Source organism: Pseudoalteromonas sp. NBT06-2 (genome assembly GCF_002276045.1).
Taxonomy (GTDB): Bacteria; Pseudomonadota; Gammaproteobacteria; order Enterobacterales; family Alteromonadaceae; genus Pseudoalteromonas.
This window is the reverse complement of sequence record NZ_NQMR01000012.1, coordinates 1-279: the sequence shown is the minus strand read 5'-3', so window position 1 is coordinate 279 and position 279 is coordinate 1. Positions and strand designations below refer to the sequence as shown.

At 43.7% G+C, this 279-nt stretch carries 1 tRNA gene; it reads left to right on the top strand.

What is annotated here, in order from left to right:
- Nucleotides 1–138: 138 nt before the first annotated feature.
- A tRNA-Gly gene (locus CJF42_RS03745) sits at nt 139–214 on the top strand.
- Nucleotides 215–279: the final 65 nt, after the last annotated feature.

The window sequence follows — 279 nt, the reverse complement described above, 5'->3', positions numbered from 1 at the left end:
TTGGTAGACACAAGGGATTTAAAATCCCTCGCTCTTAGAGTGTGCCGGTTCAAGTCCGGCCTCGGGCACCATTTTTAAATAATGAGTTATTTAAAAATAGAAACAGATTTGTTTAACTGTAAATAAACTAAATGTGATGCGGTACTAGCTCAGCTGGTAGAGCGCGACCTTGCCAAGGTCGAGGTCACGAGTTCGAGCCTCGTGTACCGCTCCAAATATTATGAATATCCTGAACGCTTTTTATTGGCGAAAGGCTATGCCCGAGTGGTGGAATTGGTA